The 26,250-nt window shown below is 65.7% G+C and carries 28 protein-coding genes and 1 tRNA gene; 6 read left to right on the top strand and 23 right to left on the bottom strand.

Annotated elements, in window-relative coordinates:
• Window positions 1-109: 109 nt before the first annotated feature.
• The 4 genes from ACTOWJ_RS15715 to chrA all read right to left on the bottom strand — a co-directional run bounded on the left by ACTOWJ_RS15715 (window position 110) and on the right by chrA (window position 5,303).
• Complete coding sequence (locus ACTOWJ_RS15715) at window positions 110-1,918, bottom strand: CocE/NonD family hydrolase (RefSeq protein WP_441335570.1); 1,809 nt, start codon at window positions 1,916-1,918, stop codon at window positions 110-112.
• Window positions 1,919-2,401: 483 nt separating this feature from the next.
• Window positions 2,402-2,866, bottom strand: coding sequence for a hypothetical protein (locus ACTOWJ_RS15710; protein WP_441335569.1), 465 nt, complete (start codon window positions 2,864-2,866; stop codon window positions 2,402-2,404).
• Between the two features lie 583 nt (window positions 2,867-3,449).
• Entirely contained in the window at window positions 3,450-3,851 is a 402-nt protein-coding gene (arr, locus tag ACTOWJ_RS15705) for an NAD(+)--rifampin ADP-ribosyltransferase (protein ID WP_441335568.1), read from the bottom strand.
• Window positions 3,852-4,085: 234 nt separating this feature from the next.
• Entirely contained in the window at window positions 4,086-5,303 is a 1,218-nt protein-coding gene (gene chrA / locus ACTOWJ_RS15700) for a chromate efflux transporter (RefSeq protein WP_441335567.1), read from the bottom strand.
• Window positions 5,304-5,377: 74 nt separating this feature from the next.
• On the opposite strand from chrA, the gene ACTOWJ_RS15695 reads away from it, so the two are divergent.
• Together ACTOWJ_RS15695 and ACTOWJ_RS15690 are read left to right on the top strand one after the other, a co-directional pair.
• Window positions 5,378-5,701 (top strand): hypothetical protein, encoded by a 324-nt coding sequence (locus ACTOWJ_RS15695; protein WP_441335566.1) that lies wholly within the window; start codon window positions 5,378-5,380, stop codon window positions 5,699-5,701.
• A 456-nt stretch (window positions 5,702-6,157) separates the two neighbouring features.
• Complete coding sequence (locus ACTOWJ_RS15690) at window positions 6,158-6,391, top strand: ogr/Delta-like zinc finger family protein (protein ID WP_441335565.1); 234 nt, start codon at window positions 6,158-6,160, stop codon at window positions 6,389-6,391.
• A gap of 421 nt (window positions 6,392-6,812) precedes the next feature.
• Here ACTOWJ_RS15690 and ACTOWJ_RS15685 read toward each other — a convergent pair.
• The 18 genes from ACTOWJ_RS15685 to ACTOWJ_RS15600 form a co-directional block, all read right to left on the bottom strand.
• Window positions 6,813-6,888, bottom strand: a tRNA-Lys gene (locus ACTOWJ_RS15685).
• A gap of 170 nt (window positions 6,889-7,058) precedes the next feature.
• Window positions 7,059-7,757: a 7-cyano-7-deazaguanine synthase QueC gene (queC, locus tag ACTOWJ_RS15680; protein ID WP_441335564.1), complete on the bottom strand. Its 699-nt coding sequence runs from the start codon at window positions 7,755-7,757 to the stop codon at window positions 7,059-7,061.
• A gap of 158 nt (window positions 7,758-7,915) precedes the next feature.
• Window positions 7,916-8,593 (bottom strand): 7-carboxy-7-deazaguanine synthase QueE, encoded by a 678-nt coding sequence (gene queE / locus ACTOWJ_RS15675; protein WP_441335563.1) that lies wholly within the window; start codon window positions 8,591-8,593, stop codon window positions 7,916-7,918.
• 7 nt (window positions 8,594-8,600) lie between these two features.
• A complete protein-coding gene (ybgF, locus tag ACTOWJ_RS15670) occupies window positions 8,601-9,404 on the bottom strand; it encodes a tol-pal system protein YbgF (protein ID WP_441335562.1) in 804 nt (267 codons plus the stop codon).
• A 44-nt stretch (window positions 9,405-9,448) separates the two neighbouring features.
• Window positions 9,449-9,970 (bottom strand): peptidoglycan-associated lipoprotein Pal, encoded by a 522-nt coding sequence (pal, locus tag ACTOWJ_RS15665; protein ID WP_441335561.1) that lies wholly within the window; start codon window positions 9,968-9,970, stop codon window positions 9,449-9,451.
• Window positions 9,971-10,064: 94 nt separating this feature from the next.
• On the bottom strand, window positions 10,065-11,384 hold the full coding sequence (gene tolB / locus ACTOWJ_RS15660; protein WP_441335560.1) for a Tol-Pal system beta propeller repeat protein TolB: 1,320 nt from the start codon (window positions 11,382-11,384) through the stop codon (window positions 10,065-10,067).
• Window positions 11,385-11,589: 205 nt separating this feature from the next.
• Window positions 11,590-12,060 (bottom strand): hypothetical protein, encoded by a 471-nt coding sequence (locus ACTOWJ_RS15655; protein WP_441335559.1) that lies wholly within the window; start codon window positions 12,058-12,060, stop codon window positions 11,590-11,592.
• Window positions 12,060-13,007 (bottom strand): cell envelope integrity protein TolA, encoded by a 948-nt coding sequence (gene tolA / locus ACTOWJ_RS15650; protein ID WP_441335558.1) that lies wholly within the window; start codon window positions 13,005-13,007, stop codon window positions 12,060-12,062. Before tolA ends, ACTOWJ_RS15655 begins: the two co-directional genes overlap by 1 nt.
• Window positions 13,004-13,450 (bottom strand): protein TolR, encoded by a 447-nt coding sequence (tolR, locus tag ACTOWJ_RS15645; RefSeq protein ID WP_441335557.1) that lies wholly within the window; start codon window positions 13,448-13,450, stop codon window positions 13,004-13,006. The genes tolA and tolR overlap by 4 nt, the downstream gene beginning before the upstream one ends.
• A gap of 94 nt (window positions 13,451-13,544) precedes the next feature.
• Window positions 13,545-14,327: a protein TolQ gene (gene tolQ, locus ACTOWJ_RS15640; RefSeq protein WP_441335556.1), complete on the bottom strand. Its 783-nt coding sequence runs from the start codon at window positions 14,325-14,327 to the stop codon at window positions 13,545-13,547.
• Between the two features lie 188 nt (window positions 14,328-14,515).
• The gene (gene ybgC, locus ACTOWJ_RS15635) at window positions 14,516-14,971 is read right to left on the bottom strand and encodes a tol-pal system-associated acyl-CoA thioesterase (protein WP_441335555.1); all 456 of its coding nucleotides are present in this window, start codon (window positions 14,969-14,971) and stop codon (window positions 14,516-14,518) included.
• A 43-nt stretch (window positions 14,972-15,014) separates the two neighbouring features.
• A complete protein-coding gene (ruvB, locus tag ACTOWJ_RS15630; protein WP_441335554.1) occupies window positions 15,015-16,052 on the bottom strand; it encodes a Holliday junction branch migration DNA helicase RuvB in 1,038 nt (345 codons plus the stop codon).
• Between the two features lie 136 nt (window positions 16,053-16,188).
• A complete protein-coding gene (locus tag ACTOWJ_RS15625) occupies window positions 16,189-17,271 on the bottom strand; it encodes an SMI1/KNR4 family protein (RefSeq protein ID WP_441335784.1) in 1,083 nt (360 codons plus the stop codon).
• A 30-nt stretch (window positions 17,272-17,301) separates the two neighbouring features.
• Window positions 17,302-19,248 (bottom strand): potassium transporter Kup, encoded by a 1,947-nt coding sequence (locus ACTOWJ_RS15620; RefSeq protein ID WP_441335553.1) that lies wholly within the window; start codon window positions 19,246-19,248, stop codon window positions 17,302-17,304.
• A 34-nt stretch (window positions 19,249-19,282) separates the two neighbouring features.
• Window positions 19,283-19,873 (bottom strand): Holliday junction branch migration protein RuvA, encoded by a 591-nt coding sequence (gene ruvA / locus ACTOWJ_RS15615; RefSeq protein WP_441335552.1) that lies wholly within the window; start codon window positions 19,871-19,873, stop codon window positions 19,283-19,285.
• Between the two features lie 168 nt (window positions 19,874-20,041).
• On the bottom strand, window positions 20,042-20,569 hold the full coding sequence (ruvC, locus tag ACTOWJ_RS15610; protein WP_441335551.1) for a crossover junction endodeoxyribonuclease RuvC: 528 nt from the start codon (window positions 20,567-20,569) through the stop codon (window positions 20,042-20,044).
• 103 nt (window positions 20,570-20,672) lie between these two features.
• The gene (locus ACTOWJ_RS15605; protein WP_441335550.1) at window positions 20,673-21,404 is read right to left on the bottom strand and encodes a YebC/PmpR family DNA-binding transcriptional regulator; all 732 of its coding nucleotides are present in this window, start codon (window positions 21,402-21,404) and stop codon (window positions 20,673-20,675) included.
• Between the two features lie 114 nt (window positions 21,405-21,518).
• Window positions 21,519-22,112, bottom strand: coding sequence for an esterase/lipase family protein (locus ACTOWJ_RS15600; RefSeq protein ID WP_441335549.1), 594 nt, complete (start codon window positions 22,110-22,112; stop codon window positions 21,519-21,521).
• Window positions 22,113-22,304: 192 nt separating this feature from the next.
• On the opposite strand from ACTOWJ_RS15600, the gene ACTOWJ_RS15595 reads away from it, so the two are divergent.
• Window positions 22,305-23,297 carry a TolB family protein gene (locus tag ACTOWJ_RS15595; protein WP_441335548.1) on the top strand — a complete coding sequence of 331 codons (993 nt, stop codon included), beginning with the start codon at window positions 22,305-22,307 and terminating at the stop codon, window positions 23,295-23,297.
• A 67-nt stretch (window positions 23,298-23,364) separates the two neighbouring features.
• Here the strand turns inward: ACTOWJ_RS15595 and ACTOWJ_RS15590 are convergent, their stop codons facing one another.
• On the bottom strand, window positions 23,365-23,598 hold the full coding sequence (locus ACTOWJ_RS15590) for a DUF6289 family protein (RefSeq protein WP_441335547.1): 234 nt from the start codon (window positions 23,596-23,598) through the stop codon (window positions 23,365-23,367).
• A 335-nt stretch (window positions 23,599-23,933) separates the two neighbouring features.
• On the opposite strand from ACTOWJ_RS15590, the gene ACTOWJ_RS15585 reads away from it, so the two are divergent.
• From ACTOWJ_RS15585 to ACTOWJ_RS15575, 3 genes are all read left to right on the top strand, one after another.
• Entirely contained in the window at window positions 23,934-24,257 is a 324-nt protein-coding gene (locus tag ACTOWJ_RS15585; protein WP_441335546.1) for a hypothetical protein, read from the top strand.
• Window positions 24,258-24,465: 208 nt separating this feature from the next.
• Window positions 24,466-25,662 (top strand): LamG domain-containing protein, encoded by a 1,197-nt coding sequence (locus tag ACTOWJ_RS15580; RefSeq protein WP_441335545.1) that lies wholly within the window; start codon window positions 24,466-24,468, stop codon window positions 25,660-25,662.
• A gap of 22 nt (window positions 25,663-25,684) precedes the next feature.
• On the top strand, window positions 25,685-26,164 hold the full coding sequence (locus ACTOWJ_RS15575; protein WP_441335544.1) for a hypothetical protein: 480 nt from the start codon (window positions 25,685-25,687) through the stop codon (window positions 26,162-26,164).
• The last annotated feature ends 86 nt before the right edge of the window (window positions 26,165-26,250 follow it).

Below are 26,250 nucleotides of genomic sequence, written 5' to 3'. Positions count from 1 at the left end.
CACTCGCCTGCCCGGCCCCGGGGTCGATACATCGCCTCGCCCAGTCGGGCCCGCAAGCGCGCTGCGGCTCAACGCCCGGATACGGAGCGCGAGCTCCGAGAGGACGGCGCTATTTCCCGGCCACTGAAGACTTCACCGCGATCGGCACGTACAAGGCGCTGGGGCGCTGCGCATCGTGATACAGCGTCACCTCGACCCGGCGCGCGTCCTTGCCCGATTCCTGCGCGACGACGCCGCCGCTGTTGTAGTTCTTCTGCATCGTCATGGTGTTGAGCGGCGCGATCACCAGACGCAGACGGCTGCCCTGGCTCAGGCGCCGCGCGGTGAAATTGAAACGGTCGAAGTCGTAACGCTCCACCGCCCCCGCAGTGACCAAGACCGGCTTGCGCAGGCTCTCGCGGTAACGCGCACGCTTGTATTCCTGCGTCAGGAACACCGTGCTGCCGTCGGATTTGACCTCGTAAATGTTCACCGCGAAATCGGTATCCGGCTGGTCCAGCGCGATGTACGCCGACAACTTGAAGAAGCCGGCGATATCGGTATCGCGTTCCAACGCAGGCGTGTGATAGACCAACTGCTTGCCCGACGACAACTGCGTGATGCGCTGATCGGTGATGAAGGAATAGGTCAGCGCGAACACCTCCGGCCGGTTTTCGTATTGCAGCGGGCTGGTGTCGAGCGGATCGTAGACGTACCGGTCCGGCGCGCTCGATGCCGGCGGCGCAGCGCGCAGTTGCCCGGCTTCGAATACGTCGTTGGCGCGGCCGCCCTGCGAATCCAGATACCAGGCCTGGGTGCTCGCCGTGACCGCGGGCAGCGACGGCGCGTAACGCCAGGCCTCCTCGCCGACCATGTAGAAGGCGACCTTGTCCTTCAGGAACTCGGGTTTCTTGCCCTGTTTCAGGATCCAGTCGTACCACGCGGTATGCAAGGAGGGCATGTCGACCACCGAGGCCGGCGCGAACTTGAGCCCACCCATCTCCGCCTGCGGAACATTGGTACCGGCGTGATCCCACGGACCGATGATCAGATAGTGCGCGGCCTTGGCGCGGTCGCTGCCATAGCGCATGTGTTCCTGGTAATAGTTCATCGCGCCGGGCTGATCGCCGTCGTAATGACCAGTGATGCTCAGGATCGGCGCGGTCATCTTCGCGTACTGCTCGGGCGAAGGCCGATAACTGTCCCAGTAGGCATCCTGTTCCGGATGTCCTAACCAACCCTGGAAGGTCGGCGATGGGTTGCCGATGTAGCTGTCGAGTTCCTTGAACGGCGCATGCGCCTCGTACCAGCGCCGATACTGCTCCGCCCAGAACGCACCGTCGGCGAAAATCCGGTCCTGCGAGGCATGGCCGCTGACGAAAGTCAGCCACTGCATGTTGTAGGTGTACGGGATGTTGTTGAGGATCGGGAAATCGATGCCGGGCCCGACCGACGCCACCGGGATGATGGTGACCAAGTGTGGCGGCAGTTCTTTCGCCACGGCCCACTGGCTGTACCCGCCGTACGAACCGCCGCTCATCGCGATCTTGCCGTTGCATTCGCCCTGTTGCGCCAGCCATTCGGCAACGTCGTGACCGTCCCTGGCCTCCTGCAGCATCGGCGTGAATTCGCCTTCGGAGTTGCCGCGGCCACGCACGTCGACGGCGTAATAGGTGTAACCGTGACGGGCGAAATACATCGCGCGTTCGTGATTGCGCTGAGCCGTGTACGGAGTCAACGCGAAAATGCAGGGCGTGCCGGTCTTCTGACCCTGCGGCCGATACCGGATCGCGCTGAGATTCACCCCGTCGCGCAGCGGAATCCTCAGGTTCCATTGAAACGCGACCTCCGCCGGCACCGGTTTCGCCTCCTGCGCGGCGGCCGAGCCGACCAGACACAATGCGCCGAGTACTCCGCTTGCGATAACGCGTCTTTGCATGGGCCGGCTCCAGTTCTGGGAGAACTGTCTGCCTCGCCCCTGTGGCTGTCGAGTGACGAGTGTCATTCCGGCCACGAATCCCCGCCGTTCGCCACGCCGCCGGGCCACTGAGCCGTTACCCGCGGGGTCAAAAAGCGAGCGCGCCCGACAATTTAGCCCGGTACTTCTCGACCAATACCTCATCGCGCGCTGGATTGGCCGGCGGCCCGGCACCTGAATTGGATCGCAGGAAGTCCCCTGACGCGGGACCCGGTTTTTCGTAAAAAGGACCGATACGGTTCAGAACCAGCGTACCGCTCGTGTCATGTGCGTCCCTATTTTGACCTGCGAACAGCTAATGGAGTGCTGCGCCATTCGCCACGAGCCCAACCGATGACGGACCGCCGCACGTGCCCGCCGCAGCCATGCGCCGCCGGAAACCCGACGCGCATGGCCGCAATGGCGCCAAGAACATCGGCGCCATCGGCATCGGTACGGTCGGCTTCAGCGCGACTGACAACTGAAGAGGAAGTCGCGATCCACCGCGGTCTGCAGCAATCCGAGCGCGGCGCCGGCGGTGCGCACCGTCCACACGGCCTGATCGCCTTCGACGCCGGCCGGCGAAGGCTTGGGCTCTGGCCACAACTTCACGCTGGCCGAGCCTGAGCCACTGTGCGAGACCGTCGCATCGCACAAGGTCGTGCGGTATTCGCCGTTGCTGTAGCCGTTACGCACGGTGACCCTGTAGACCCCGATGGCGGCGCGGGTGATGCCGCTGATATCGCAGGCGACCACACCCGGAAGCGCGGCAGTCTGCGGAAATCCAACCTGCACGGTGCCGTCGGAATTGATGTAGAAGTGGCACGAACTGGCCTGAGCCAGGATGGGCGTTGCCAGCAACGCACAAGCGCTGACGAAGGCGAGCATGCGCGCACGGCGCGCGCCGCGGCGACGAAGGTCCGAATTCATTGGTGTTCTCCTTGAAGTAGGCGTTGACGTTTCTAGGGGAGGTCAACTTCGAGAACTGCTGATCGACGATGGCTGATTCGATCGTCGCAAGATCGCGCCGGCCCGCGGACGAGTCACGCCGCGCGGGCGACGCGCGATCGATGTTGCGCCGCGCCTTCGAGCGACGAACGTGATTGCCATCGACGATCGATTTTCCGAGGCGCGCGTCGATGTTCAATCGCGATCGATCGCTCGTTCGCGCTGCCTATCCGGCGTGAAAATCGGGTGCGCGCCGTGCATCTGTCCCATTGCGAGCGTGTCGCGCGGCATGTGCGTTCAGCGGCTTTGTGCGAATGCCGTCAAGCCCAGGCCGGACGGTTCGACACGCCGTCCCTGGATAGCCCCGCAGGGCGACGACAACCGAGAGTAGCCGATGGCGCAGGCGCAAGGATAGCCACTTGGAACGACGCTAATTGCCTATCTTCGGGCAGACGACGACTTCGCCAGTAACCGGATCACGGCCACGGATGAGCGCGGCGCCACAGCTCATCATCTGGAAGCGGCGACGGCTTGGATGAGTCCTCGGATCCCCGGCGAAGCACCCTCATTCTTCGATCGCCTCGACACCACGCTGCCTGAGGCTCTCGAGGTGAGCGCGCATTTCTTCGAGCCGTTCGGCGGAGTGCCTCTGCCAATCGACGATCTCGTCGATGACGCGAAACGGGCTGCGAGAACGGTACGACCGGGTGGGGTTTCCCGGAAATTTCTTGTCCGTCAGATTCGGATCGTCTTCGATGGCGCCGGTCGGTTCCACCACATAGATTCTGCCGGGCCCATCGCCGACGGCCAGCTCGGCGCCCCAGACGGCCGCGTCCAGCGTGGCGCTCAGGTAAACGAACGCCGCCTGTTTCCTCTTGCCGTAGTTGGAGACAAAGCCCGGTTCGATCAGGTCGCCCGCCTTCAGATCGGCTTTGGTGCCGTGGTAGTACGTCTGCGGATCGGTCATCACATCACTCCGGTTTCCTGCCACTCGACAGACTGGCGATGCTGCCGCATGCCCCGGCCCTTGCCGCAAGCCCCCCTGCGTTGTATAAATTGATTGTGGGAGGCGCGCTGCGCCTCCTTTTTTGTTTCTGGCCGCCTTGGAACCTTCGTGCGCGCAGGTATGGCCACGGACCCGATATCGCGACCTCGTAAAAAAGAGCGGCCTGCGCGCGTTAAGGCCGACTTGCCCACCGGCTCAAAGCATCACGCTCGTCGCCAAGGACGCAGCCACGCACCACAGCACGATCCATAGCGCCGAGATCCGCAGGGTCGCCAACAGCGCAAATCCGATCACGGCCGTGGCGAAGTCGGCCGGGCCGCGCACACCTTCGGACCAAACTGGATCGTAGAACGCCGCGATCAGCAAGCCGACGACGGCGGCATTTATCCCGGCCATCGCACTGGCAGCCCAAGGGCGCCGCACCAAGCTCCCCCACATGGGCAGCACCGCCAATAAGAGCAGGAAGCCCGGTAGAAACAGGGCGAACACCGCGATTGTCGCGCCCACCGCAGCCGGCACGCCCAACGGCACTTCTGCCCCAACGAAAGCGGCCAGGGAAAACATCGGTCCCGGCATCGCTTGGGCCGCCCCGTATCCCGCGAGGAATCGGTCCGCGTCGACCCAGCCTGGATCGACTACCGACTGCTGCAACATCGGCAAGACCACGTGGCCGCCGCCGAACACCAATGCCCCAGCCTGATAGAACGCAGCCGCCAGTCCTCCAAGGGTTGGCGCCGTCGTCGACTGCCACATCAACGCGCCTGCCATGCCAACCAGAAAGAGAAGCAGAAACGCGACGCCGTATCGATGGCCGTAGGGAATGGGAAAGACCGCAACCTTCGGCGCCGTCACATGACGGCACAGCCACAACCCGAAGATGCCTCCAAGCGCGATTGCGATCAATTGCATCCAGGCGTTACCTGTCAGCACGATCAGAGCGACCGCGCCGACGGCTATCAGTGCACGCGGCGCATCCGGTGCCAGTTGCCGCACCATGCCGAGCAGACCGTGCGCGACCACGACCACCGCGACCAGCTTCAGACCGTGCACAGCCGCGGCGCCGAGACCTTGCCCCAGATACGGCGCCAACGTGGCGAAGCCGAACATCAGTAACGCCGACGGCAACGTGAAGGCAATAAAAGCCGCCAGGGCGCCAAGCCAACCGCCACGGAACAGGCCGATCGCAAATCCCATCTGACTACTGCCCGGCCCCGGTAAAAACTGACACACCGATAGCAACTGCGCGAAGCGGGCGTCGTCCAGCCAACCGCGCCGAGTGACGAACTCTTCGCGAAAGTAAGCCAGGTGCGCAATCGGCCCACCGAACGATGTCAGGCCCAGGCGGAAGAAAACACGGAACACTTCGCCCGCGCGACCGGGGCTTGACGCGAACTGGGGGGCTATGTCGGACAACGGCGGCTCTCGTTAATGGCGGATCTTTCGCAATGCTATCAGCGCATCCTTGCGGCTGAGACAGCGACGTAAAATTGGCGATCATCCATTGCTCCACCCTGGCGAAAGACCTGCGCAGTGACGCCAAGCGGCTGCGCGAGACGTTCGCCAACGAAGCCGAGGCGCGCGAACAGGCGGATGCGGAATGGGCGCGCGTGCAGCGCGGGGCGACTACGCTGTCCTACACACTGGCGCTTGCACGCCTGGAGCTGTATCCCGAACAACACGTGCGGGTGCGAGGATTCAAATCGGAAATCGACGGCACGCCCTGGTTGATCGCGAAGACCACGCACACGATGACCGGCGATAACGGATTTTCAACCGCGCTTGAACTTGAGGCCCATACTTCCAGCGCGTAGCCACTCTTGCATACACCGTTAGCGCGTCATTCCACTACGGCAGCCTAGTTCCTGCAGCAGGCGCTCTAAGGCAATTCCCGTACAGCCAACTCGGCATTCACTCGCTTGTCCTTGAAAGTCCGCGGGGACGAAATGCCCCCGCGGGCCCCAGCTTAATCGGGCTTGCGCGCTGCGACTAAGGAGGAATGCCGCAACGCCGCTTGCAAGCGTTGTATTCAGCCACGCACGTAGCGCTGGGTTTACTGCATGCGAAGTAGGTCACTTCGCAACGGTTTTGGCAGACTTCCCAGGGATTAGCGGGACCATCGGCGAACGCACTCAGCGAGAGTGCTGCGCCGCAACAGAACGCCGCGAGCGCGATCAAACGCGGCACCTTTCGTGTGACTTTCATGTCGACTCCCATCTTCGCCCGTCATTGGGCGTCGATATGAGTACCAATAAATCGTTGCGCGCGCCATGGTTTCTGTGCGCTCAAGTCGGGAAATGACCGCGACCTATCGCGAGGTCACATTTCGATGCACCAACGACCTATGCGGCCATAGCTGGGTTGCCGACTTGATCGCGGTTCGTATCACCTCCCCATCGGCCTGCCCGAATCCCGACGTGCAATTGCCGCTCGCTCGCAATGTGCTGATGCGAACCATTGTTCACCAGATGGAACTAGCGCTCATGGATGCAGCCAATGACTGAGCGTAGCGCCCGCTAGCTCTCCGCGTCGCTCGCGACGCCTCGCCACCTAATGCCATCGCGCACAGTCGACCGGCCGGGCTCGGCCTCTTATTGCCCGAAGTAACCCCATGAGCGAAACCCTGCAACAACAAATCGCCAAGCGTCTTCAACGGGATTAGCGCGCGGCAACGGTTGATGGATGCCGCAGTGGAAGCCAAGGTCATCACTGAAGACCAGCGCTTCACATTCCACGGACTCAAGCAGCGAGGCATCACCGATTCAGTGGACAAGGCGTCGGGTGGGCACAGGTCGACGCAAATGCGACAGCGGTACGACCATGAAATCCCCGTCGTGGAACCTGCCGTCGAGCGCGAATTTTCCGGGAATTTTCCCGGGACAAGAAAAAAGGCACTTAGGGTTCGCCCTAAGTGCCTGTTTTATCTGGTGGGTCGTGAAGGATTCGAACCTTCGACCAAAAGATTAAAAGTCTTCTGCTCTACCGACTGAGCTAACGACCCAGATTGTGTTGCCGACGGCATCCTTGCGGACCGCGTCGTGAGCCCAGGCGTTGCGCCGGGCCGGATATTCTAGCAAAGCCTGCGCCGCTGAGTCAGGCCCCCACGCGAACATGTTCAGACCCGGCGCAAGCCGGGCCGGCGCGATGGCCCGCGGCCTTAGACGTAACGGCTCAGATGTAACGGGTCGGGTCGGCCACGCCGGCGGCGGTGAAGCCTTCCGCGCGCAGACGGCAGGCGTCGCAGTGGCGGCAGGCGCGGCCGCCGTCGTCGGCCTGGTAGCACGAGACGGTTTCGGCGAAATCCACGCCCAGGCGCAGGCCTTCGCGGACGATGTCGGCCTTGCTCATGAACTGCAGCGGGGCCTGCACGCGCAGTCCGGCGCCTTCCACGCCGGCCTTGGTCGCCAGGTTGGCCAGGCGTTCGAAGGCTTCCACGAACTCGGGGCGGCAGTCGGGGTAGCCGGAATAGTCGACCGCGTTGACGCCGCAGAAGATGTCGTTGGCGCCGAGCACTTCGGCCCAGCCCAGGGCGATCGACAGCATGATCGTGTTGCGCGCGGGCACGTAGGTGACCGGGATGTCGTCCTTGGCCGCGGCGGTGCCGATGGCGTGGCCGTCGTCGTCGAGCGGCACCGCGATGGTCTCGTCGGTCAGCGCTGAGCCGCCGATGCTGCGCAGGTCGACGCTGACGGTCTTGTGCGCGACCGCGCCGAGGCTGACGGCGACGCGCGCGGCGGCGTCGAGTTCGGAGGTATGGCGCTGGCCGTAGCGCACGCTCAGCGCGTGCACGGCGAAGCCCTGCTCGCGCGCGATGGCGATGACGACGGCGGAGTCCATGCCTCCGGAGACCAGAACGACGGCTTTTTTCATGATGTGCAGCTCGGGATCGGGGATCGGGAAAGCGAAGCGGTTAATGCTTTTGCTCGTCATTCCCGCGAAGGCGGGAATCCAGAGACTTCAGAGTTCTGTCGCGATAAGGCCCTGGATCCCCGCCTGCGCGGGGATGACGAGCAAAAAACGTGATCGCCTCATCTGCCGGGCTCGTCGTTCCAAAGAATCTTGTGCAACTGCAACTGGAAGCGCACCGGCAGCCGGTCGGCGACGATCCAGTCGGCCAGGTCGCTGGGTTTGATCTGGGTGAAGCTCGGCGAGAACAGCACGTCGCAGACCGCGGTCAGGCCGTGCTCGGCGACGATGCCCTTGGACCACTCGTAGTCGGCTCGGCTGCAGATCACGAACTTGATCTGGTCGCGCGGCGTCAGCAGCGGCAGGTTGCTCCACAGGTTGCGGTGGGCTTCCAGCGAATCGGGGGTCTTGATGTCGAGTACGCGCGACACGCGCGAATCGACCGGGCCGATGTCGATCGCGCCGGAGGTTTCCAGCGAGACTTCATAACCGGCGTCGCAGAGCTTTTGCAGCAGTTGGATGCAGCGCTTCTGCGCCAGCGGCTCGCCGCCGGTCACGCAGACGTGGCGCGCGCCATGCTTGGCGACCTCGGCCAGGATCGCGTCGAACTCCCACCACTCCCCGCCGTGGAAGGCGTAGGCGGTGTCGCAGTACTGGCAACGCAGCGGGCAGCCGGTCAGGCGCACGAACACGGTCGGCCAGCCGATCGAGTTGGATTCGCCTTGCAGCGACAGGAAGATTTCGGTCAGCCGCAGGCGCTCGGACGGCGCGGCGGCCGTCTGCGAGGTAACGGCGTTCATCGGGATCTCAGTTGCGCAGCCGGCTCAGCTGGATCGCATTGAGGCGATCGGAGGCTGTGCGGGCGGCGTCGGTGCCGGGGTAGCGGGTGGCGACGTCGGCGAGCGTGCGCTCGGCGGCTTCGACCTGTTTCAGGCCGAACTGGGCCAGACCGACTTTCAACAAAGCCCCGGCGGCCTTGTCGTGGGTCGGGTAGCGATCGAGCAGCGCCTGGAACTGCTCCTGCGCGAGCTGGTAATTCTGGGTGACGTAATAGCTTTCGCCGAGCCAGTACAGCGCGTTCGGCGCATAGGCCCCGCTGGGGTGCGCGGCCAGGAACTCCTGGAACAGCCGCGCCGATTCGGCGTACTGGCCGGACTTGAGCGCGCCGAAGGCGGTGTCGTAGGCGGCGCGCTCGTCGCTGCCCTGGGCGATCAGACCGGCGTCGCCGTGCACCGCCGGCGGGGTGTCCTTGACCGGCGGCGGTGTCGGAGCCTTGGGCGCCGACGCCTGCGGACCGGCGCCGGCCGGAGCGACCGCGCCGCCACCGCTTTCGAGGCGGTTGAGGCGGTTGTCGGTGTCCAGGTACTGCGCCTTGCTGCTGTCTTGCAGTTGCTTGTTGAGTTGCTGCAGCTCTTCGATCTGCGAGCGCAGGGCCTGCATCTCGGTCTTGAGCTGATTGACCTGATTGAGCAGGTCGAGATTGGCCTGATTGTCCGAAGCGCGCTGTTCGAGCACCGCGACGCGGTCGGCCAAACTGGTGCGCTGGGCAAAAGCGGGCGTGGCGGCCGTTACGGCCGCCACGATCGCTAAGGCTAGTGCGAATTTACGCATCGCTGATAAGCCTTTTGTCTGCGTGGAGTTGCGCTACTCGCCGATTACTTGGCGGTGTAGACGATCTCGACGCGACGGTTCTTGGCCCAGCAGTCTTCGTTGGAGTCGGTGCAGACCGGACGCTCTTCGCCGTAGGAAGTCACGGTGATCTGGCTGCCCGAGCCGCCGTTGGCCTGGATCGCCGAGGACACGGCCTGGCCGCGGCGCTCGCCGAGACCGAAGTTGTACTCGCGGCTGCCGCGCTCGTCGGCGTTGCCTTCCAGGGTCATGCGCGAGGACGGACGGTCGCGCAGGTACTTGGCGTGGCAGCCGACGATGGCCTGGAATTCCGGCTTCAGCGAATCCTGGTCCAGATCGAAGTAGACCACGCGCTGACGCAGGCAGGCGTCGGTGTCGAGATCGTTCGGGCCATAGGCGCCGGAGGCGACCGGGCCGGTTTCGCCGCTCGGAGTGCTGGTGGACGGGCCGGTGGTGTCGGTCGGCGCGACTTCCTTGACCTTCTTGGAGCAGGCGACGGCCGCGGTGCAGAGCACGGCGGTGAGCAGGATGCGGGCAGCGTTGTTCATGGGTATTCCTCGTCAGTTGTAACGTGGGGCAGGAGTCGTTCGGGGGTGTGCAGCAGGCTGTGGGCGCGATCCGCGCGTGGGGTCGGCCGGCGCGTCAGCGCGGCAGCCGGTACGGTCCCCAGGCCGGTTCGCGCACGTCGCCGTCGGCGAGCACCAGGCGCTGGCGCACCCGGGCATCGGCGGAAACGGCATACAGCACGCCACGGCGTCCTTCGCGCGCAGCATAAATGATCATGGAGGCATTCGGTGCAAAGCTGGGCGACTCGTCCAGCGAACCCGGCGACAAAGTGGTCCAGCGCGGCGAGCCGAGGCTGGAATCCATCATCGCGATCCGGTAGGTGCTGCCGGCGCCCTGCGCGGTGACGATCTTCTTGCCGTCGAAGGACACGTCGGCGCTGGCGTTGTAGCTGCCCTGGAAGGTCACCCGGCTGGCGCTGCCGCCGCTGGCGGCGACCTGGTAGATCTGCGGCTTGCCGCCGCGGTCGGAGGTGAAATAGATCTTGCTGGCGTCGGCCGACCAGGTCGGCTCGGTGTCGATCGCGAAGTGGTTGGTCAGCTGGGTCAGCGCCTTGCTGCCCAGGTCCATCACGTAGATCTCCGGGTTGCCGCTGCGCGACAGGGTCAGGGCCAGGCGGCGGCCGTCGGGCGAGAACGCCGGCGCGCCGTTGATGCCGCGGAACTTGGCGATCAGCTCGCGGCTGCCGGTGCCGATGTTCTGGATGTAGATCGAGGAATTGCCGCCTTCGAAGCTGACATATGCCAGCTTGTTGCCGTCCGGGCTCCACGAGGGCGAAACCAGCGGCTCGGGCGAGCGCACCACGGTCTGCGGATTGAAACCGTCCGAGTCGGCGACCATGAGCGCGAAATTGCTGCCGCGGCCCACGCCAGTGGCGGTCACGTAAGCGATCCGAGTGAAGAACGCACCGCGCACCCCGGTGATCTTCTCGTACACCGCGTCGGCAATCTGGTGCGCCACATCGCGCATCGCGTTGGAGCGCGCGGTCATGGCGAAGCCGAGCAGACGCTGCTGCTTGGCCACGTCGAACAGCTCGTATTCGACCCGGTAGCTGCCGGCGCCGGCGTCGGCGACACGGCCCACGACGATATAGTCCTGGTTGAGCGCGCGCCAATCCGGATAGCTGATCTCGCTGCCGCGGGTCGGCTTGGCGGTCATTTGCTCGACCGGCAGGCCGCGGAATTGGCCGGAACGATTGAGATCGTTGCGAACCACTTCGGCGATGTCGGTCGGCGGGGCCGCGGCGGCGCCCTGGTACGGCATCGGCACCACCGCGATCGGAGTGGCCGAGGCGTTGCCGCCGACGATGTCGATCTCCAACCCTTGCTGCTGGGCCACGGCGGCGAAGGGAAGCAGGAGAGCCAGCATCGAGGCCAGCCAGCGCAGGGGTCGTTTCATCGGCACTCCGTGGGGTTCAACGGGGGTTTGTTCAGGTTCGGCATTGTTAACGGTGTTGAGTGAACGTGGGCTCAAAACCTGGCGTCAATTTGCATTTGCGGCTCCCCGGAAGGGGCAAACGGTCGTCAATGGCGTGGATCGGAGGCGAAAATCCGCCCCTGGGCCGGTTTTGGCACAACGCCGCCATCCGACGGCCGGGCGGATCTCAGCGCTCGCGCAGACGTCTCCACCAGCGTTTGGGGCGGCTGTCCTCGGCCGAATCGGGATCCTGCGCGCGCAGGCTCAGGCGCAACTGCGGCCGGAACACTTGTTCGTAGCCGGTGTACGGCAGCGGGCTGGCGGCCTTGGCGGCGGCGAGCAGCAAGCTGCGGCCGGCTGCGTCCAGATCGCAGGGTTCGGCTACCTGCACGGCGATCAGTTTGCCGCCGGGCACCTGGCGCAGGTCCAGGGCGCAGAAACTGTCGCCGGCGACGCTGGCGGGCGGGTGCCATTGCTGCAGGATGCTGTCGCGCAGCTCCTGGTAATAGCGCAGTTGGTTTTCCGGCATGCAGCGCTGGGGTTCGGACTGGCAGTCCAGGCCGATCTGTTGGTTGCGCTGCGCGACGGCGGCCGGCACGGCCGTCAGAACGGTCAGCAGCGCCAGACTCAGGGCGGCGGTGGTCGCGCGCGCGGTCATCAGCGATCCTCGGCTCTGAAATTCACGTTGAGATTGCGCGAAAACACCTTCTCGAAGCCGGCGTAAGGCAAAGGCTGGGCCTTGAGCACCGCAGCTTCGATCGAGCGCCTGCCTTGTTCGTCGTAGCCGCAGGGCTCGACCACTTCCACCGCGATCACGCTGCCGCCGGGCAACTGGCGGATGTTGAGCCGGCAGCCGGCGCCGAGCGGCACCGAGTCCGGGCGCGTCCATTTCTGCACGATCGCGGCCTGCAGGGCGGCGGCATAACGCGCGGCCAAGCCAGCGTCGACGCCTTGGTTGCCGGCCGGCGCGGGCGTGGCCGCCGCTGCGTTCTGGCTGGCGGTGGCGGCGCGCGAATCGGCGATCTGTTGCAGCTTCTGCTCGGCCAGATCGCTCTGGCGCTGCAGCTTGGCGCGTTCGGCGCGGATCTTTTCCAGTTCCTTGAGCTTTTCCTGCTGCTCGGCCAGGCGCTTCTGCTGCTGCGCCTCTTCCTGCCGTTCCTGCTCGGTCAGATCGACCTGTTCCTGGCGCGCCTTGGCGTCCTGCACCTCCTGTTCCTCGGCGCGGTTCGGCGTGGGCGTATCGACCACTTGTTCCTGGGAGGTGTCGTCGGGCACCGCGATGAAATCCTGCGGCGCCTGCTGCTGCGGCACGGGCGCGTCTTGCGGCTTGGGCTCTTCGATCGGCTGCGGCAGCGGCGTGGCGTCTTCCGGCTCGGGCTGCGGCAACGGATCGACCGGCTTGACCTTGGTGCGCAGGGTGCGCTGCATCGCTGCCGACAAATCGCTGACGTCGGTCAGTTCCGAGGACAACGGAGAACCGGCGGCCGAGACCTGGCCGCTGTTCCAGTTGAACAGCACGCTCAGGATCAACGCCGCGACCAGCAGGCCGTGCAGCAGCACGGCCAGGATCACGGCTTGCACCGTATCGGCGCGGTTTTCCCTCATTGCCTGGCGCTCTTCTCGGGCTGGCTCATCAGGCCCACCTTCTCCACCCCGGCGTTCTGCAGGATGTTCATCGCATCCATGATCGGCTGGTAGTTGGAGCGGCCGTCGCCGGCGATGTAGACCTGCAGCTTCTCTTTATCGTTCTGCTTGACCAGGGCGCCGACCTTGGTCGCGAGCGTTTCCGCGCTGACCGCTTCTTTCTTGCCGGCCTTGACCACGAGGAAGTAATTGCCCTTGTCGTCGATCTGCACCACCACCGGATCGTTCTTGGTCTCGATCGATCTGGCGTTGGATTTGGGCAGCTCGACGTCCACGCCCAGGGTGAGCAGGGGCGCGGTCACCATGAAGATGATCAGCAGCACCAACATCACGTCGATGTAGGGCACGACGTTGATCTCGGACTTGAGCTTGCGTTTGCGCGGGCGGCGGATGGTGCCGGACATGGCGATTCCTCTGGTTACGCGGGGCGCGGGCGCCGCTGCGGATGCGGCGGTCGCGCGGGGCGCGGGCTATGCGGAGTGGTCGGCGCGGGCCGCATCACTCGTCCAGGTGCGCCTGCCGCTGCAGGATCGAGGAGAATTCTTCCGAGAACGCGTCGTAGCGCACGGCCAGACGCTCCACGCTGGTGGCGAAGCGGTTGTAGGCCCACACCGCCGGGATCGCCACGAACAGGCCCATCGCGGTGGCCAGCAGCGCTTCGGAGATGCCCGGAGCGACATCGGCGATGCCGACCTGCTTGGAGGCCGAAACCAGCGAATGCATGGTCACCATGATGCCGAACACGGTGCCGACCAGGCCGATGTAGGGCGAGGTCGAACCGATGTTGGCCAGCAGTTCCAGATTGTGTTCGAGCCCGTCGATCTCGCGCGAGCCGGTCGCGCGCATCGCGCGCTGGGCGCCTTCGAGCTGGGCGCGGGCGTCGACGCCGCGGCGCTGGCGGATGCGGTTGAACTCGCGGAAGCCGGCTTCGAAGATCGCTTCCAGGCCGCCGATCGAACGCGCGCGCTCGGTGGTGCCGGCGTAGAGCTTGGACAGCTCGGCGCCCGACCAGAAACGTTCTTCGAAATGGTCGGCCTCGGCCTTGGTCCGGCGGATCACCTTCCATTTGCGGAAGATGATGATCCACGAGGTGATCGAGGCGATCACCAGCAGCAGCATGATGAACTGCACTGGGAGGCTGGCCTTGATCACCAGATCCCACAGATTGAAGGCGGCGGGGGCGTTGCCGGCCGCCGCGGCGCCTTGCGTCACGGCCTGGGCGGCTTCCTCCGGCAGGGCTTGCACAGTCGTGGCCAGAAGCGCGATCAGCGATGACGTCATGCTTTGTTTCTCCGTAGCCCGATGCGCGGGCCAGTGGTGGGGCTGCGCGGTCCGTGGGGAGTCAAGGAGCCGCGGGGTGTGGAGGGGTTATTGCTTGGTGGTGGGTTTTACAACGCTGTTCGTGAAGCCGGCGATGTCTGTGAAACCGGCGATGTTCGTGAAGCGGGGTGTACGGGCTGCCGGCCCGATCAGGCGCCGTCGCCGGGCGTTTGCTGCGCCTGCAGTTGCGCCAGCAGTTGCGGGGGAATCGCGCATGGACGCCAATGTTCGGCATCCACCGCGGCGACCCGGACCTGCGCGCTGATCAGCTGTTCCCCGCCGCGGCGCACGGTCTGCGCGAAGATCAGGCTGGCGCGGCGGCAGTTCCGCAGCTCCACCGTGACCTCCAGCGCATCGTCCAGCCGCGCCGGCTTGAGGAAGCCGATCTGCATCCCGGCGACCACGAACAACAGCCCATGATCGCGGCGCAAACCGTCCTGACCGTAACCCAGCGCGCGCACCCATTCGGTCCGCGCGCGCTCCAGAAACGCCAGGTACTGGGCGTGATACACCACTCCGCCAGCGTCGGTATCTTCCCAATACACGCGTGTCGGCCAACTGAATAGCCGGGATTCGGGATTCGGGATTCGGGATTCGCGGATCAAGAGCGGGGCCCTCGGGACATCGGGGCGGGCGAGGCCATCGAGCTCACGACTCCGGCTCCTGGTCGAACAGCCCGACGGTATCTGCGCGCGGTTTCAGGCCCATCAGGCGATAGGCCTTGGGCGTGGCCATGCGGCCGCGCGCGGTGCGGATCAGATAACCCTGCTGGATCAGGAACGGCTCGACCACGTCCTCGAGCGTGCCGCGCTCCTCGCTGAGCGCGGCGGCCAGCGATTCCACCCCGACCGGGCCGCCGTCGAAGGACTCGATGATGATCCGCAGCAAGCGCCGGTCGAGCTCGTCGAAACCCTCCGGGTCGATCTTGAGCATCGCCATCGCCGCATCGGCGGTTTCGCGGTCGATCACCCCGCTGGCGCGGACCTGGGCGTAGTCGCGCACGCGCCGCAGCAGGCGGTTGGCGATGCGCGGGGTGCCGCGCGAGCGCCGGGCGATCTCCGAGGCGCCTTCGGGCGCGCAGGCGATGCCGAGAATTTGCGCGGAACGGCGCACGATCCGCGTCAGTTCCTCGGCGTTGTAGAACTCCAGCCGCTGGACGATGCCGAAGCGGTCGCGCAGCGGCGCGGTCAGCAGGCCGGCGCGGGTGGTCGCGCCGATCAGGGTGAACGGCGGCAGGTCGAGCTTGATCGAGCGGGCCGCGGGACCCTCGCCGATCATGATGTCGATCTGGTAGTCCTCCATCGCCGGGTACAGCACTTCCTCGACTACCGGCGAGAGACGATGGATTTCGTCGACGAACAGCACGTCGTGCGGCTGCAGATTGGTCAGCAGCGCGGCCAGATCGCCGGCCTTCTCGATCACCGGGCCCGAGGTCTGGCGCAGATTGACCCCCAGCTCGTTGGCGATCACATGGCTCAAAGTGGTCTTGCCCAGGCCGGGCGGGCCGAAGATCAGCACGTGATCCATGGCCTCGCCGCGCTGCTTGGCCGCCTCGATGTAGATCTTGAGCTGCTCGCGCACCGGTTGCTGGCCCAGGTACTCGTCCAGGCGCTTGGGCCGGATCGAGGCCTCGATGGCGTCGTCTTCGCGGGTGGCGCCTGGGGCGATGATGCGCGGATCGTTCATGCCGATATGTTCGCATGTTGGAGAGAGCAAATCCCCCCTAGCCCCCCTTTTTTAAAGGGGGGAAGCGACTTCGTGCGAAGTCGCGATCCGGGTCGTGGGGCTTCGACGAAATGCGCGGGGCTTGCGCCAGGCTCGATCAGTCCAGCTCGGCCTGGCGCAGATCGGCGAAGAAGCGGTCGAAGTCGCGCGCGCGGTAGCGCGGGGTCAATTCGTCGAAGTATTCGAAATACACCACGTCCGGTTCCCGCTCCGGCCCGCGTTCGCGATAGTCCAGACACAGCATCCAGTTGATGTTGTGCATCGCCAGCACCACGATCTGCTCGCAGCGCGCGTGCATGCGGGCGAAGCTCCACAGCTCGGTGCCGTCCTGAAAATCGCTGGCCACATCCATCAGAGTGCGCAGATGGCCGAGCGAGCTGAGATACCGATCGGGGACGACGCTTTCCCAATCGTAGGAATGCCGCGAAGGATGGCGGCTCAGCGGCGCCCATTCGAAGCGGGTGTAGCCGCCGTCCTGGCGCCGATACAGCGCGCGCAGCAACGCCGGCAGGCGCACGCCCAGGCGGGCCTCGGCGGCGGCGATCGCATCCTCGGGCGCGGGCGCGCCGCTGGCGTCGCTCCAGAAGCCCGGACCGCTCCAGAACGTGTCCAGGCTCGGTGGCTCGGGCCGCCACTGCAGCGTCTGCGCCGGATCGTGCCGCGCCTGCAGCGCCGGGCTCCAGAACTGCAGATCGACCAGATCGGCGAGCCAGCGCGCCGCATCGGCGTACTCGCGCAAACGTCGCTGATGATCGGTCCATACGATCGCCGGCTCGGCCTCGGCCGAATAATCCAGGCACAAGGTCTTGTTGTGCTCGTCGATCGCGATGGCGATCAGGCGGCGATCGTCCGCGGCCAGGGCGATGTAGGCGTCGTCGCGATATTGCTCGCGCTCGCGCAGTTGCGCGAAGGAAAACCACTCGCTCAGCGGCAGCAATCGCGCGCGCGGCACCAGCCAGTCGGCCTTCGTCCAATCGCCGGGTGCCTCCACACTGGCCGCCCGCGCCATCCGCACCGCGCCGCCGTCGTAGCGGGCGTACAAGCGGCGCAGCCATGCCGGCAAGACGATATCCAGCCGGGCCTCGACGGCGGCGATCGACTCAGCGCTCGCCGGCGCCCGGCCCAGGTTGAGCTCTTCGTCCCAGAAGCTGTCCAGCGACGGCGCGCGGCCGTACACCATCCACTGCAGCGACGAAGCGCGCGCCACGGGTCAGATCTCGACCTGCGCGCCCAGTTCGACCAGACGGTTGCCGGGAATCCGGAAGAACCCGGTCGCCGGCGCCGCGTTGCGATGCATGAAGGCGAACAGGCGGTCGCGCCAGATCGGCATGCCGCGATGGCGGCTGGCGACCACGGTTTCGCGGCTGGCGAAGTACGTGGTGTCCATCGGATCGAAGTAGATGCCGCCGGCGTCGCACGAGCGCATCAGCGCCAGCGGCACGTCGGGCACTTCCATGAAGCCGAAGCGGATCAGCACGCGATAGAAGTCGTTGCCGATCGCCTCGATCTTGAGCCGCTTGTCCTTGGGCGCGTACGGCACGCCGAGGGTTTCCACGGTCAAGAACACGTTGCGTTCGTGCAGCACCTTGTTGTGCTTGAGGTTGTGCAGCAGCGCATGCGGCACCACGCCCTTGTCGGCGGTCATGAAGATCGCCGTGCCGGGCACGCGCGCCGGCGGCGCGAGCATCAGGCCGGGCAGGAAGCTGTCGAGCTGGATGCCTTCCTTGCGCACTTCCTCATGCAGCAGCTCGCGGCCGCGGCGCCAGGTGCGCAGCAGGGTGAACACCACCAGGCCCAGCACCACCGGGAACCACGCGCCCTGGAAGAACTTGGCGCCGTTGGCGATGACGAAACCGAGGTCGACGGCGAAGAACACCACGCACAGCGGCAACACCCACTTGCGCCAGCGCGGCCACAGCGCGCGCGCGACCAAGGCGAGCAATAATGTATCGATCAGCATCGTGGTCGCGACCGAGATGCCGTACGCGGTGGCCAGCGCGGTCGAACTGCGGAACGCCAACACCACGCCGATCACCGTGATCGCCAGCACCCAGTTGATGTAGGGCACGTAGATCTGGCCGATGGTGTCGCTGGAGGTGTGCTTGATCTGCATGCGCGGGATATAGCCCAGCTGCATGGCCTGGCGCGCGACCGAATACGCGCCGGTGATCACCGCCTGCGAGGCGATCACAGCGGCCATCGTCGCCAGCACGATCATCGGATACAGCGCCCACGACGGCACCGCCTCGAAGAACGGATTCTTCACCGCCTCGGGATGGTTCAGTACGAACGCGCCCTGGCCCAGATAGTTGAGCATCAGGCACGGCAGCACCATGGTGTACCAGGCGTAGCGGATCGGTTTGGCGCCGAAGTGGCCCATGTCGGCGTACAACGCTTCGCCGCCGGTCACCGCCAACACCACCGCGCCGAGGATCAGCACCGAATGCGAGCCGTGCTCCATGAAGAAGCGCATGGCCCAGCGCGGATCCAGCGCCTTGAACACTTCCGGGCTCTGAATGATGTTGTGGATGCCGATCGCCGCCAGGGCCACGAACCAGATCATGGTGATCGGCCCGAACACCTTGCCGACCTTTTCGGTACCGAAGCGCTGGGCCAGAAACACCATCACCAGGATCACCACGGTGATCGGCACGATGAAACGATGCAGCCCGGGCGCGGCGACTTCCAGGCCCTCGACCGCGCCGAGCACCGAAATCGCCGGAGTGATGACGCTGTCGCCGAAGAACAACGAGGCGCCGAAGATGCCGAGGATGCCGACCACGTAAGCCGAACGCCCGCCCTTGGCCAGGGTGCGCTGGGCCAGGGTCATCAGCGCCATGATCCCGCCTTCGCCGTCGTTGTCGGCGCGCATGATGATGGTCACGTACTTCATGGTGACCACGATCATCAGCGCCCAGAACACCAGCGACAAAATGCCCAGCACCGTGTCGTGATTGCCGGTCAGGCCGAAATGCGGCGAGAACGCCTCTTTCAGCGTGTACAGCGGACTGGTGCCGATATCGCCGAACACCACGCCGATAGCGCCCACGACCAACCCAGGAAGCCCCTGTTTGGAGCCATGATGGCCTGAGTTGTGGCCGTTCGCGGCCGAGTGGCCGTGAGCGTTGTTACCGTGGGAAGGAACAGTGGAAGACATTTCGCGTAGTTCCGTGGCGGAAGCCCGCCTTGGCTCAACGAAGCGCGGACTTTAGCGCTTTGCGGATGATGGCGGCGGCATCGTCGCCGGCGGCGGTGGCCTCGCGCGCCATTCGCGCGGCTTCAACCGGTTTGTATCCCAATTGCTGCAACGCGCTCACGGCTTCGCTTTGCGCATCGCCGGGCACGCCGGAGCCGCCGAGAGTGGCGCCCACGCCGGCCAGGTCGGCGGCGCGGTCGCGCAGTTCCACCACCATGCGTTCGGCGGTCTTCTTGCCGATCCCGGGAATGCGAGTCAGCGCGGTCACATCGCCGGTCTGCACCAGCCGCGCGAACTCCTCAACCGGCACGCCCGACAACACCGCCAGGGCGATCTTGGCGCCGATGCCGCTGACCTTCTGCACGTCGCGGAACAGGCGCCGTTCGGCTTCGCGCAGAAAGCCGTACAGCGAGACGCTGTCCTCTTTCTGCGCGTAGTGGGTGAACAAGGCGACTTCGCGGCCGAGCTCGGGCAGATCGTAGAAGGTGCTCATCGGCGCTTCGAGCTCGTAACCCACGCCGTGCACGTCGACCACCAGCCACGGCGGCTGCTTGTGCACCAGGATGCCTTTGAGACGACCGATCACGGACACACTCCAAACGGAATAAGCGGCCGACCGCGCGCAGCGCGCCGGCGGACGGGTGAGGGATGCGGGAAAAATAGCCGGCCGGCGACCAAGACAACGCGGTCGCGCGCGCGGAACCCTACCCCGCGCGCCGCGGACGACGCGGCAACAGCCCTGTCGCGGGCCATCTCAGGCTCCGCGCCTGCGCAGTTGGTGGGTGGAGATGCCGGTGCGCTGGGCCGTAGCGCTCATGTGGGCATGGGTCAGGGCCACCGCAAGCGCATCGGCGGCGTCGGCCTGCAGCTTCACTTCGGGAAGATTCAGCAACAACCGCACCATGTGCTGGACCTGTTGCTTGTCGGCCGCGCCGCGCCCGACCAGGGACTGCTTGATCACCCGCGGCGGGTACTCGCTGATCTTGATCTTGCGTCGCACCACCGTGGCCAGGGCAGCGCCGCGGGCGTGGCCGAGCTTGAGCGCGGAGGTCGCCGATTTGTCCATGAACACGGTTTCGATCGCGACTTCGCTCGGCTGGTACTCGTCGAGCACCGCCTCCAGGCCCTCGCACAGCAGCCCCAGGCGTGAAGGAAAATCCTCCGCGTCCAGCAGGTTGAGCGCGCGCGCATGCACGAAGGTGCAACGTCCGTCCGCGGCGACGTCGATCACGCCCACACCGGTGCGTTGCGAGCCTGGGTCGATGCCTAGGATTCTGATCACGATAGGGGCTTAGCGAGAAAGCATCGGAACCGGGCATCCGGCGGAACCGTCGAACCGGCGCGAAGCGCCCGTTCTCCCATTCTGCGTTCCCTGTTCCGCGCCTTCACGCATAGGCGTCCTCGCCCAGATCGGCATTGGAATAGACGCTCTGCACGTCGTCCATGTCTTCCAGCCAGTTCAGCAGCTTGACCACCTGCTGCGCGGTTTCGCCGCTGACGGCGATGTTGTTGTCGGCGCGGTAGGTGACCTCGGCCTGAGCCGGATGCAGGCCGGCGGCGTCCATCGCGGCCTTGACCGCGGCGAAGGCGTCCGGCGCGGTCAGCACATCGATCGAGTTGTCTTCGGGATAGACCACCACGTCGTCGGCGCCGGCTTCGATCGCCGCTTCGGTGATCTTTTCCTCGTCCGCGCCGGCCTCGAACCACAGCACGCCGCACTTGGCGAACATGAAGGACACCGAGCCGTCGGTGCCCAGGTTGCCGCCGAACTTGCCAAAGGCGTGGCGCACGTCGGCCACGGTGCGGACCTTGTTGTCGGTCAGGCAGTCGACGATCACCGCCACGCCGCCGGGCGCGTAGCCCTCGTAGCGCACTTCTTCGTATTCCACGCCTTCCAGCGCGCCGGTGGCTTTCTTGATCGCGCGCTCGATCACGTCCTTGGACATGTTCGCCGACAGCCCCTTGTCGACCGCGGTGCGCAGGGCCGGGTTGCCGTTGGGATCGCCGCCGCCGCGCCGCGCGGCGACGCTGATCTCGCGGATGATCTTGGTGAAGATCTTGCCGCGACGCGCATCTTCGGCGTTCTTGCGTGCTTCGATCGACGGACCTCTACCCATGGCGTTACCGGACCGGTTATCTGAACAAGCCGGCGATTTTACCCGAACGCGCCCGTGCCAGGACTCGAAAACGCCGATTGGTGCGGGTTCTTGTATTTCCGGCGTCCGTCCGGCTCAGTCGCCGAACCGGCCGCGACGGAAAAACGACTCGGCCATGCGCGCGGCCTGCACCGAAAACAGCAGGCCGCTGTGGCTGGCCTGGATCACCGCATGCTCGGCCAGGCCCGGCAGGCGGGTTTCCGAGACCGCCACGGTGCCGTCGCTTTCGCCTTCGAAACGGCCGAAATAGCGGCCCAGGCCATGCGGACTGCGGCCGGCGATCAGGCCGACCTCGGCCTGGCCCTGCCAGGGCGGGCAACCGTTGTGAAGCAATTGCGCCGCGCGTCCCAGCACCGGTGCGCTCCAGGCACGCCGGGCCAGGCCATCGGCGGCCGAGCTGCCGAGCAAGGGCGAACCCAGGCACACCACCCGCCGTACCGGCAGCTCAGGATGCTCGTTCAGGGCGCTCAGGGTGATCAGGCCGCCCAGGCTGTGGGCGAGCACATGGCCCGGCGCGCGCTCCAGGCTCTGGATCAAGCGCGGGATCGTCGCCTCCGGGCCGCCACCGGCGCCGGCGTAGGCGAAGACTTCAGGTTCGAAACCGGCCGCCAACAGCCGCGCGCCCAGCCAGGCCATCGATACGCCGGGCATCCAGATGCCATGCAGCATTACGATCCTGCGGGTAGTGGGGGATCTCGCCATTGCGTTCCTCGCTGCGGCCGGTGTCGTTGCAATATCGGGCCGCCGGGCCCGCGATCCAAGCGGCTCGGCCGCGCGCCGGCCACCGAGGTGACTTCAAGCACCGGCGGCGCGGCCGCGCTTGGCCTAGCGTCTGCGTTCCTTTCGCGAAGGTTCGCACGCATGCCGTCGATAGTTCGCCACACCCTGTTGTTCGCATTCGCCGCTCTGGCGGCCTCACCGGCGCTCGCCGAAACGCTGCCAGGCGAGCTGCTGGGCCCCGGCACCCTCTCCACCGCCGCCAACGAAACCAGCGCGACCTTCAGCGCGGACGAGCGCAGCGTCTATTTCATGCGCGGCGACTACGCCTCGGCCGACACCACCATCCTGGTCGCCGAGCGCATCGGCACCGGCTGGGGCCGGATACGGGTGGCGCCTTTCTCGGGCGTTTGGCGCGACTCCGAACCGCATATCAGTCCCGACGGCAAACGCCTGTATTTCGTCTCCAATCGCCCGCCCGCACCGGGGGCGCCGCCGGTCACCACCACCCGCGCCGGGCAACGATTCCCCGGCGCCAACCTGTGGTACGTCGACGCCCGCGACACAGGCTGGGGCGAACCGGTTCACATCGCCGGCGCGATCAATGCCGTCGCCTCGGTGTTCAATCCCTCGCAGGCCGCCAGCGGCAATCTGTACTTCTCTTCGGTGCGCGAGGATTCCAACGGCGTCAACCAGTTGTATATGGCCGAGCCGCTGGGCTCGGGCTGGTTCGCGCCGCGCCGGCTCGACGTCGGCCTGGGCCCGAAGGCCAATCGCATGGACCCGGCGATCGATCCGCAGGAACGTTTCCTGCTGTTCGCCGGCAACGAGGGCGATTCGCGCGGCGCGGCCGACATCTACATCGTGTTCCGCGACGCGCAAGGCGGCTGGGGCAAACCGATCGCGCTGCCCGGCGAGGTCAACAGCGTGTGGCTGGAAAACGCGCCGACGCTGGGCCGCAAATTCGGCGAGCTCTACCTCACCAGCATGCGGCCGCGCATGGCCGAATATCCCAAGCGCCAACCCGATCGCGTGGGCGATATCGCCCGGCGCATGGCCGAGCCGCTCAACGGCTCGCGCAATCTGTGGCGTTTCGATATTTCGTCGGTGCTGCGCGAACACGGCATCGAAGATTAGGGCCGCTGAGCGCGCGTGGGCACCGCCCCGCGCCGCATCGCGCAGATGCAGCGCAGGGCGGGATCGCTCAGTTGCAGCGATGCAAGGTCAGGCCGGTCGGGGCGCCCGCGTTGCCCCAGGTCTGAACGCTGCCGTCGCATTCGATCCGACCGCCGCCGACCGCGTTGCCGCTGCTGTCGTAGCGGGTCCACTCGGCCCATTCCTCGCCGAGAATCGGATACCGCGCGAACGCCGTGCCGGCGATCGCGACCAGGCCCAACACCAGTGCCGCCTTGAATACCGTCTTGCGGGTACGAAGCATCTGCCATCTCCTTGGGTGCTCGCGGACCGCATGTCCGCGCAACGAGCCTAGGACAGTCCCGGTTACAAACGTTCACCTAAGCCGAAGTGAGATCACAGTTCCGCGCATGGGCGTGGCGAGGCATAAAACTGAACATGACTGGCATCACTTGAATTTGTAGCACCTGAAACTAGTCAAGTCCTTTGGAAATGCCTGGACGAATAAATTCGTGACGAATCTCTATTAAACACAAACCGGGAACAGCAAACCCTTATTAGTGTGACGATGCGCAAATTCTGTGACACTCGCCCCGCTTCAGGATGCGCGCCACTCCTCCTCGCCGACGGCGCTGCGTAATGGCCTCCCGCCACCCTGCCCTGCCCATCGTCAACGTGCTCGCCTCGGCCCTGCTGGCCGCCGTGGCCATGCACTCCTCGACGGCGGCTTCCTGCGATCAACGGCGGCATACCGCCCTGCTGCACCCTATCCATCGGTATTTCGACCGGATCGAGCTGCGGCTCGGCCAGGACTACCCGCTGCTGCTGAAATGGTCGCCGAGCCAACTGGTCGGGCAAGGACGCATCGACTGCGGCTGCGGCGACAGCCGCCGACCGACCGGAACGCCGGACGCGAGCCAGTGGCTCAAGCCGATGCGCTACCTGCTGCGCGCGTGGAGTTGAACGAGGCAACCGGCCGATACCGTGCGCGTCGCGGCCGGTATTCACACGCGAGTCCCGATCCGAAGACGCAGCCGCTCACATAAGCGCAAAACGCCATAAGCCCACGCGTGTCCGGGCGTCCGATCCGCGTGCGCAATCACGTTTGCGCCCGCGGCCCGCTCCTAGATTCCCGGCCACGCCCAACGAGGGCGATCACCAGGGAGTCGGTATGAATCGATCGTCATGGTTTCTGACTCTGAGCCTCGCGCTCGCGCCCTGCTTGGCCGCGCACGCGGCGCCACCTCGGGTCACCAACGGCCTGGTCGGCGAATGGCATCTGGACCTGTCCGGCAACAGCGCGCCGGACACCAGCGGCTTCGGCCGCAACGGCACAGTGCTGGGCGGCAGCGCCTCGTCCTGGGGCTGGCTCGGCACCTCCGCCGATTTGAGCGGCGGCAAGTACGTCGAAGTGCCCAACTCATCGAACCTCAACTTCGGCACCGGCAGCTTCACCCTCGCCGCCTGGGTGCGCATGGCCGCGCCGGGCTCGTCCACGGTCAAGACCTTGATCGAGAATCGCGGCGACGGCAGCGGTCGCGGCTATTCCTTCGGCGTCGACCAAGGCAGGAATGTCCTGCTGCAGCTCAACGACGGCACGAACTGGGCGAATTACACTTCCGACGGCAGCCTGACGCTCGCGGCGAACCGCTGGCATCACATCGCCGCCGTGGTGAACCGCAGCAGCGCGCCGTACACGATCTCGTTCTACATCGACGGCCGCCGCACCACCGCGCAGCCGACACCGATCACCGCCAATATCGACAACACCACGCGTCCGTTCCAGATCGGCGGACACATCAGCAACGCCACGAGCCGTTTCAGCGACCGCGCCGACGAAGTGTTGGTCTACAACCGCGCGCTTCCGGCCGATGCGACTGGCGGACTGGGCGACATCATGGCCCCGGGCCGCACCAGCTTCCAATCGACCTATTGGAACGACGGCAGCACCCGCCAGCGCAACAACAACTGCTACAACTACGCCAACAACAAGGCCACGCAAACCTTCGCCCAGCCCGGTCGCGCCGCCGGCAGCATGTACAGCTCGATCACCTGTGCGGCGGTACGCGCCGCGGCCGAACGCGACGGCCTGGAACCGGTCGCCGACACGCAAATTAACGCCAGCAGCTACAAAAACATCTCCGCACTGGTCGTCGGTCCCAATTGGGACTATCACTGGTACCGGCGCGACGCCAACGGCAAGTGGACACACAAACCCGGCGGCACCGCGGCCACCAACCGCGACAATTCGGGCAACGAGATCACCGACCCGCGCACCGCGAACCGCGGCAACTACACCGATTTCTGCGGTTTCTACCGCGTCTGGTCCGACAGCATCGAGGGCAGCGGTCATGAACAAATCAACTAAGCCTGCGGCCCACGGAGGAACCATGCACAAGCGTTCGCTGAAGACTCTGATCGTCGGTTTGGCGTTGCTCGCCGCGCCCGTCTTGGCCCTCGCCGCCGATGCGCCCGGTTTGCAGATCACCTATCTGGTTTATTCCGGCCGCCCCAACCCGGTGGTCACGGTGACCGATGCGGCCTCGCTGCGCGCGATCGAAACCCGCCTTGCCGACGCCATGGCCGCACCCGCGACCGCTGGCGCCGCGCCGGACCCGATCCTGGGCTACAACGGCATCCTGATCGAACACGTCGGCGGCTCCTCGGCGAAGGCCAAGCCGCAGCCGCTGGTGATCAAGGGGCAGCAGGTGCGCATCGATACCGCTCCGGCGACTGAGCTCAAGTCGGCGACCGCGAGCACGCGCACTTCGGCGGCGGCGAGCGATCTGGAGGCGATGCTGCTCAAGCTCGGGCAGAAGCGTGGCGCGTTGGATGCCACGACTTTGAATGTGTTGCTTGACGAGCGTTGAGCGGCTGATCGCTTAGATCGTCAAAGTTGAAAACACACGGCCCCGTGTCGCGAAGGCGATGCGGGGCCGTTGTTGTTTTTGCGGGA

This window comes from Lysobacter sp. CA199 (assembly GCF_052078715.1).
Lineage (GTDB): Bacteria > Pseudomonadota > Gammaproteobacteria > Xanthomonadales > Xanthomonadaceae > Lysobacter.
The sequence above is the reverse complement of the archived record's forward strand: the minus strand, read 5'-3'. Positions and strand labels throughout refer to the sequence as shown.

Bases quoted from the DNA above. Each gene is read 5' to 3' on its own strand.
- ACTOWJ_RS15715 (WP_441335570.1), bottom strand. From the start codon at position 1,918: ATGCAAAGACGCGTTATCGCAAGCGGAGTACTCGGCGCATTGTGTCTG.
- ACTOWJ_RS15710 (WP_441335569.1), bottom strand. From the start codon at position 2,866: ATGAATTCGGACCTTCGTCGCCGCGGCGCGCGCCGTGCGCGCATGCTC.
- arr (WP_441335568.1), bottom strand. From the start codon at position 3,851: ATGACCGATCCGCAGACGTACTACCACGGCACCAAAGCCGATCTGAAG.
- ACTOWJ_RS15690 (WP_441335565.1), top strand. From the start codon at position 6,158: ATGGTTTCTGTGCGCTCAAGTCGGGAAATGACCGCGACCTATCGCGAG.
- queC (WP_441335564.1), bottom strand. From the start codon at position 7,757: ATGAAAAAAGCCGTCGTTCTGGTCTCCGGAGGCATGGACTCCGCCGTC.
- queE (WP_441335563.1), bottom strand. From the start codon at position 8,593: ATGAACGCCGTTACCTCGCAGACGGCCGCCGCGCCGTCCGAGCGCCTG.
- ybgF (WP_441335562.1), bottom strand. From the start codon at position 9,404: ATGCGTAAATTCGCACTAGCCTTAGCGATCGTGGCGGCCGTAACGGCC.
- pal (WP_441335561.1), bottom strand. From the start codon at position 9,970: ATGAACAACGCTGCCCGCATCCTGCTCACCGCCGTGCTCTGCACCGCG.
- tolB (WP_441335560.1), bottom strand. From the start codon at position 11,384: ATGAAACGACCCCTGCGCTGGCTGGCCTCGATGCTGGCTCTCCTGCTT.
- ACTOWJ_RS15655 (WP_441335559.1), bottom strand. From the start codon at position 12,060: ATGACCGCGCGCGCGACCACCGCCGCCCTGAGTCTGGCGCTGCTGACC.
- tolA (WP_441335558.1), bottom strand. From the start codon at position 13,007: ATGAGGGAAAACCGCGCCGATACGGTGCAAGCCGTGATCCTGGCCGTG.
- tolR (WP_441335557.1), bottom strand. From the start codon at position 13,450: ATGTCCGGCACCATCCGCCGCCCGCGCAAACGCAAGCTCAAGTCCGAG.
- tolQ (WP_441335556.1), bottom strand. From the start codon at position 14,327: ATGACGTCATCGCTGATCGCGCTTCTGGCCACGACTGTGCAAGCCCTG.
- ruvB (WP_441335554.1), bottom strand. From the start codon at position 16,052: ATGAACGATCCGCGCATCATCGCCCCAGGCGCCACCCGCGAAGACGAC.
- ACTOWJ_RS15625 (WP_441335784.1), bottom strand. From the start codon at position 17,271: ATGGTGTACGGCCGCGCGCCGTCGCTGGACAGCTTCTGGGACGAAGAG.
- ACTOWJ_RS15620 (WP_441335553.1), bottom strand. From the start codon at position 19,248: ATGTCTTCCACTGTTCCTTCCCACGGTAACAACGCTCACGGCCACTCG.
- ACTOWJ_RS15605 (WP_441335550.1), bottom strand. From the start codon at position 21,404: ATGGGTAGAGGTCCGTCGATCGAAGCACGCAAGAACGCCGAAGATGCG.
- ACTOWJ_RS15600 (WP_441335549.1), bottom strand. From the start codon at position 22,112: ATGCTGCATGGCATCTGGATGCCCGGCGTATCGATGGCCTGGCTGGGC.
- ACTOWJ_RS15595 (WP_441335548.1), top strand. From the start codon at position 22,305: ATGCCGTCGATAGTTCGCCACACCCTGTTGTTCGCATTCGCCGCTCTG.
- ACTOWJ_RS15590 (WP_441335547.1), bottom strand. From the start codon at position 23,598: ATGCTTCGTACCCGCAAGACGGTATTCAAGGCGGCACTGGTGTTGGGC.
- ACTOWJ_RS15585 (WP_441335546.1), top strand. From the start codon at position 23,934: ATGGCCTCCCGCCACCCTGCCCTGCCCATCGTCAACGTGCTCGCCTCG.
- ACTOWJ_RS15580 (WP_441335545.1), top strand. From the start codon at position 24,466: ATGAATCGATCGTCATGGTTTCTGACTCTGAGCCTCGCGCTCGCGCCC.
- ACTOWJ_RS15575 (WP_441335544.1), top strand. From the start codon at position 25,685: ATGCACAAGCGTTCGCTGAAGACTCTGATCGTCGGTTTGGCGTTGCTC.